This window comes from Segeticoccus rhizosphaerae (assembly GCF_009192725.1).
Lineage (GTDB): Bacteria > Actinomycetota > Actinomycetes > Actinomycetales > Dermatophilaceae > Segeticoccus > Segeticoccus rhizosphaerae.
Genome location: NZ_VOHR01000280.1, coordinates 1 through 4,869, shown reverse-complemented (window position 1 = coordinate 4,869; position 4,869 = coordinate 1). Strand labels below are relative to the sequence as shown.

The window sequence follows — 4,869 nt, the reverse complement described above, 5'->3', positions numbered from 1 at the left end:
GTCGCCGCCTCACCCGACACGCCGCGCCGCGAGGCCTGGCAGTGGCACGTCCGGGTGCTCGAGGGTCGATCCGGGCACGGCGAGGAACAGGCGGACGTCGAGCGGCTCACGCTGAGCCTGCCTCGCTCCGGCGGCCTCCCCGCGGTGCTGGAGGTCAGCTGTGACCCCGACGCCGCGGCCGCCAGGGCGGAGGTCGTGATCAGCGGGGAGCCGGTCACCCTCGAGCGAGACGTCCACGAGGTCACCGTGCTCGTCGTCGGGCAGGGCGGCGTGCGTGTCGAGGGGCGCCACCTGCTGCACGAGCTGGACGCGATGGTGCTCGAGGGCGACGACCCGCTCCGACCCGAGCTGGAACGGGTGGGGGAGGAGCCCACCTCCGTCGCCGTCGTGCGCCTGCGCTCGACGGCAAGCCAGCCGATCAGCTGGGTCCCGTAGGCCGGCCACGACCCCACGAACCACGAGGAAGCCATGTCCACCACCCACGAAGAGCGTGAGCTGCGGCTCCGGGTCCACCAGCTGACCTGGGAGTCCGAGGGCGTCATCTCGGTGCACCTGCGCGCCCCGGGCGGCGGCGACCTGCCGGTCTGGCAGGCCGGCGCACACGTCGACCTGCGCCTGCCGGGCATCATCACCCGGCAGTACTCCCTGAGCGGCAGCCCCACCGACCGCACCACGTGGCGCATCTCGGTGCTTCGCGAAGCAGCCGGCAAGGGTGGCTCGCAGGCCGTGCACGAGACGCTGCGTCCCGGCGACGTGGTCGAGGTGGTGGGCCCGCGCAACAACTTCCCGCTGGTCGCCGGGGCCGACTACCTGTTCATCGCTGGTGGCATCGGCATCACCCCGATGCTGCCGATGATCGAGGCGGTGGCCGCCTCCGGCGCCTCCTGGCAGCTGCTGTATGGCGGTCGCACCCGCAGCAGCATGGCTTTCCTGCCCGAGCTGGAACGCCACGGCGACGCCGTGCGGGTGCAGCCACAGGACGAGGTCGGCCTGCTCGACCTGGGCGCGCTCCTCGACGAGCCGCGTGACGGCACGCTGGTCTACTGCTGCGGTCCCGAACCGCTGCTTGCCGCCGTCGAGGAGCGTTGCGCGAGCTGGGCGCCCGGATCGCTCCACCTGGAGCGCTTCAAGCCCAGGGCGCAGGCACCGGTCGACCCCGACGCCGAGTCGGACTTCGAGGTGGTGCTCGAGCAGTCCGGTGTGACGGTGACCGTGCCCGCCGGGATGAGCGTGCTGGAGGCGCTGGAGGACAATGGCATCGAACCACTGAACTCCTGTCGCGAGGGGATCTGCGGCACGTGCGAGACCAAGGTGCTCGCCGGTGTCCCGGACCACCGCGACAGCCTGTTGTCCGACGAGGAGCGAGCGGCGAACGACACGATGATGATCTGTGTCGGACGTGCCCTGTGCGACCGCCTGGTCCTCGACCTGTGAGGAGACCTGTTGACCAGCGACACCGTTGCTGACCTGTCGGAGCTCGGGACCGGCCTCAGCGGCCGGCTGCTCACCGACCCCGACGTCGTCGAGGCCTACTGCCGCGACGAGGCGCACCTGGTGGCTCCCGGCACGCCGGTGGCGGTGCTGCTGGCCGAGACCGTGGAGGACGTGTCCGCAGCTCTCCGCTGGGCCCACCGGCACGGCATACCGGTGGTGCCACGGGGGGCGGGCACCGGACTGGCCGGGGGAGCGACCGCGACACCGGGCTGCCTCGTCGTGTGCCTGGCCCGGATGACCGCGATCCGGGAGATCTCGGCCGGGGACCAGCTGGCCGTCGTCGAGGCGGGTGTCATCACCGCCGACCTCGACCGGGCGGCCGCCGAGGTCGGACTGATGTATGCCCCCGACCCGTCCAGCCACGAGATCTCCACGCTGGGCGGCAACATCGCCACCAACGCCGGTGGACTGCGCTGTGTGAAGTATGGCGTGACCCGCGACTTCGTGTTGGGTCTCGAGGTGGTGCTGGCGGACGGCCGGGTGATCCCCACCGGACGCCGCACCGTCAAGGGCGTGGCCGGCCTCGACCTGACCAGTCTGTTCGTCGGGTCGGAGGGGACGCTCGGCATCGTGACGAGCGCGACGCTGCGGTTGCGGCCCAGGCCGGCCGCGGAGCCGGTGACCGTCGTCGGCAGCTTCCCGTCCCTGCGAGCCGCGGGCGACGCGGTCGCCTCGGTGGTCCGCGATGGAGTCGTGCCGAGCCTGCTGGAGCTGGTCGACCGCAACACCCTGCAGGCGATCGACGACTGGAAACACATGGGGTTGGGCGACACCGCAGCCATGCTGATCGGACAGGCCGACGGCAGCGACGCGGCCGAGGTGGCCGACCAACTGGAAGCCTCGTTCGAGGCGGCCGGTGCTGATTTCGTTGCGGTCTCTGCGGACCGGGACGAGTCGGCCCAGCTGCTCGAGGTGCGCCGACTTGCCTACCCTGCGGCCGAGCGGCTCGGGCGCTGTCTGGTCGAGGACGTCGGCGTGCCGCGCTCGAAGCTGCCGGACATGCTGGATGCGATCGAGCGGGCCGGCGCCAGGCACGGTGTCACCATCCTGACCGTCGCCCACGCCGGAGACGGCAACACTCATCCGACCTTCGTGTTCGAGCCGACTCCCGACGGCGACGCCCCACCCGAGGTGTGGGCGGCCGCCGACGAGGTCTTCCGGACGGCGATCGAGCTCGGCGGCACACTGACCGGCGAGCACGGGGTCGGCGTCCTCAAGACCCGCTGGCTCGAGCTCGAGCTCGGTTCGGACGTCATGGACGTCCAACGCTCGATCAAGTCGGCTCTCGACCCGACCGGGATCCTCAACCCCGGCAAGGGTTTCTGAACCCGTCCACGCCACTCACCCACCTCCGTGAAGGAGCTCCGACCAGCATGAGACCCCGTGACGTCCGCGCCCTGATCAGGCCGCGCCGGCCGATCCTCGACCCCGTGGACCGCACCCTCGCCCACTGCCACACGATCGACGACCTGCGGCGCGCCGCCCGCCGTCGCTGGCCTGAGGGCGTGCGTGGCTACGTCGACGGGGGAGCGGACGGCGAGGTGACCGTGGAGCGCAACCGCACGGCATACGAACGCTTCTCGCTGTTGCCGCACCCCCTGCGCGACGTGACCGAGGTGGACACCAGGGCGTCCCTCCTCGGTGTCGAGTCGGCGCTTCCCTTCGCCCTGGCACCCACCGGCTACACCCGGATGATGCACAACCAGGGCGAGCCCGCGGTGACCCGTGCCGCGGGCGCGGCCGGCATCCCCTACACACTCTCCACGGTCGCGACCACGAACCTGGAGGACGTCGCCCGGGAGTCCACCGGTGACCTGTGGTTCCAGCTCTACGTCTGGCGCGACCGGGCCCTGATGCGCGACCTCGTGGCCCGGGCCCGGGACCACGGCTACCGGGCGCTGATGCTCACGGTCGACACCCCGGTGACCGGGCTGCGTGCTCGCGACCTGCGGGCCGGGTTCACCGTGCCACCGACCCTCACGCCGTCGACCATCCTGCAGATGGCGGCCCACCCCGTGTGGTGCGCCCGGATGCTCACCGGTGCGCCCATCACCTTCGCCAACATCCCCGGTTTCGAACAGGACCCGATGGGCGCGATGGCCATGTCGGCCGAACTCTTCGACGCCTCCGTGAGCTGGGACGACCTCGCGCAACTGCGCGAGCTGTGGTCGGGCCCGCTGGTGATCAAGGGACTGGTCCGGCCCGACGACGTCAGGCAGGCGGCCTCCCTCGGCGTCGACGGCGTGGTGCTGTCCAACCACGGCGGCCGCCAGCTCGACCAGACCATCCCGCCGATCGACGCGCTCCCGCACGTGCGCGACGCCGTGGGGGACAGCCTGGAGGTCTACGTCGACTCGGGGATCCGTCGCGGCACCGACCTGGTCATCGCCCTGGCGCGGGGTGCCACCGGTTGCCTGGTCGGACGCCCCTACCTCTACGGTCTGGGCGCTGGCGGCGAGCGAGGAGTGACCGCGGCGATCACCATGCTGGCCGACGAGCTGCGCCGGGCCATGCAGCTGCTCGGCGTCACGAGCATCGCCCAGCTGCGCCAGGAGGGCGAGACGCTGGTGCGTGACACGGCGCCGGGCTCCTCGCGCCGGGTGGGCGCCGACGCCGGGGGCGTGGGGTGGGCCTCGTGACCATCCGGCACATCGTCCTCTTCCGGCTGCGCGAGGGTGTCTCCCACGACGACCCGCGGGTCGCGGAAGCCGTGGCGGGGTCTGCGGGGTTGCGGACGACCGTGCCCGGCGGCGAGGACTGGCGGATCGGCGCGGACACCAGCGGCCGCGAGGTGTCCGCCGACTTCGGGGGTGTCGGTGACTTCGAGACCCCCGCCGTCCTGCGCGCGTTCTTGACCCATCCCGATCACGTGGCCGCGGCCGATCGCTGGACGCGGATCGCCGTCTGGACCGTCTGCGACCTGGAGATTCCCTCTCGCTGACGCGGGGGCCGGGATGTCCCCGCCCGGCCGCTCCGCTCGTGTTGGGCGGAACTGGTCCCCGTCCGAAGCCGACCGGGTCAGCCCGGCTGGGAGGTCCGAAGCCGGCCGTGGTGCAGGGCGAGCCACAGGTCCACCCGCGCAGCCATGGTGTCCAGGTCCCGGCCCGTGAGCTCGCCGATCTGCGCGAGGCGGTAGCGCAGGGAGTTGCGGTGCAGGTGCAGGGCGGCGCAGGTGGCTGCCATGGAGCAGTCCTGAGCGAGCCAGGTGCGCAGCGTCGCGACGAGGTCGGAGCCGCGGTCGCGGTCGTGCTCGACCAAGGGCCGCAGGGCCGACTCCGCAAGCTCGTGCGTCCCGGCGTCCGCGCCCGCCAGCAGCACGGCGCCGAGCGAGAGCTCCACGGACCGGTGGACACCCGGACCCCGCTCGCCGGCGAG

Annotated in this window: 6 protein-coding genes; 5 read left to right on the top strand and 1 reads right to left on the bottom strand. The window is 72.3% G+C overall.

The features are described 5' to 3' along the window. The 5 genes from FRW57_RS23390 to FRW57_RS17185 all read left to right on the top strand — a co-directional run. Positions 1–435, top strand: a 435-nt coding sequence (locus FRW57_RS23390; protein ID WP_162529401.1) for a hypothetical protein, incomplete at its 5' end; no start/stop codon positions are given. A gap of 33 nt (positions 436–468) precedes the next feature. Further along, positions 469–1,434: a PDR/VanB family oxidoreductase gene (locus FRW57_RS17200; protein ID WP_137122507.1), complete on the top strand. Its 966-nt coding sequence runs from the start codon at positions 469–471 to the stop codon at positions 1,432–1,434. 9 nt (positions 1,435–1,443) lie between these two features. Further along, positions 1,444–2,820 carry an FAD-binding oxidoreductase gene (locus FRW57_RS17195; RefSeq protein ID WP_238999471.1) on the top strand — a complete coding sequence of 459 codons (1,377 nt, stop codon included), beginning with the start codon at positions 1,444–1,446 and terminating at the stop codon, positions 2,818–2,820. A 47-nt stretch (positions 2,821–2,867) separates the two neighbouring features. After that, the gene (locus tag FRW57_RS17190) at positions 2,868–4,133 is read left to right on the top strand and encodes an alpha-hydroxy acid oxidase (protein WP_152186566.1); all 1,266 of its coding nucleotides are present in this window, start codon (positions 2,868–2,870) and stop codon (positions 4,131–4,133) included. Next, a complete protein-coding gene (locus FRW57_RS17185; RefSeq protein ID WP_162529400.1) occupies positions 4,130–4,435 on the top strand; it encodes a Dabb family protein in 306 nt (101 codons plus the stop codon). The genes FRW57_RS17190 and FRW57_RS17185 overlap by 4 nt, the downstream gene beginning before the upstream one ends. A gap of 77 nt (positions 4,436–4,512) precedes the next feature. On the opposite strand, the gene FRW57_RS17180 is transcribed toward FRW57_RS17185, so the two are convergent. Next, positions 4,513–4,869: PucR family transcriptional regulator (locus FRW57_RS17180; protein ID WP_203230387.1), on the bottom strand; the 357-nt coding region annotated here is incomplete at its 5' end.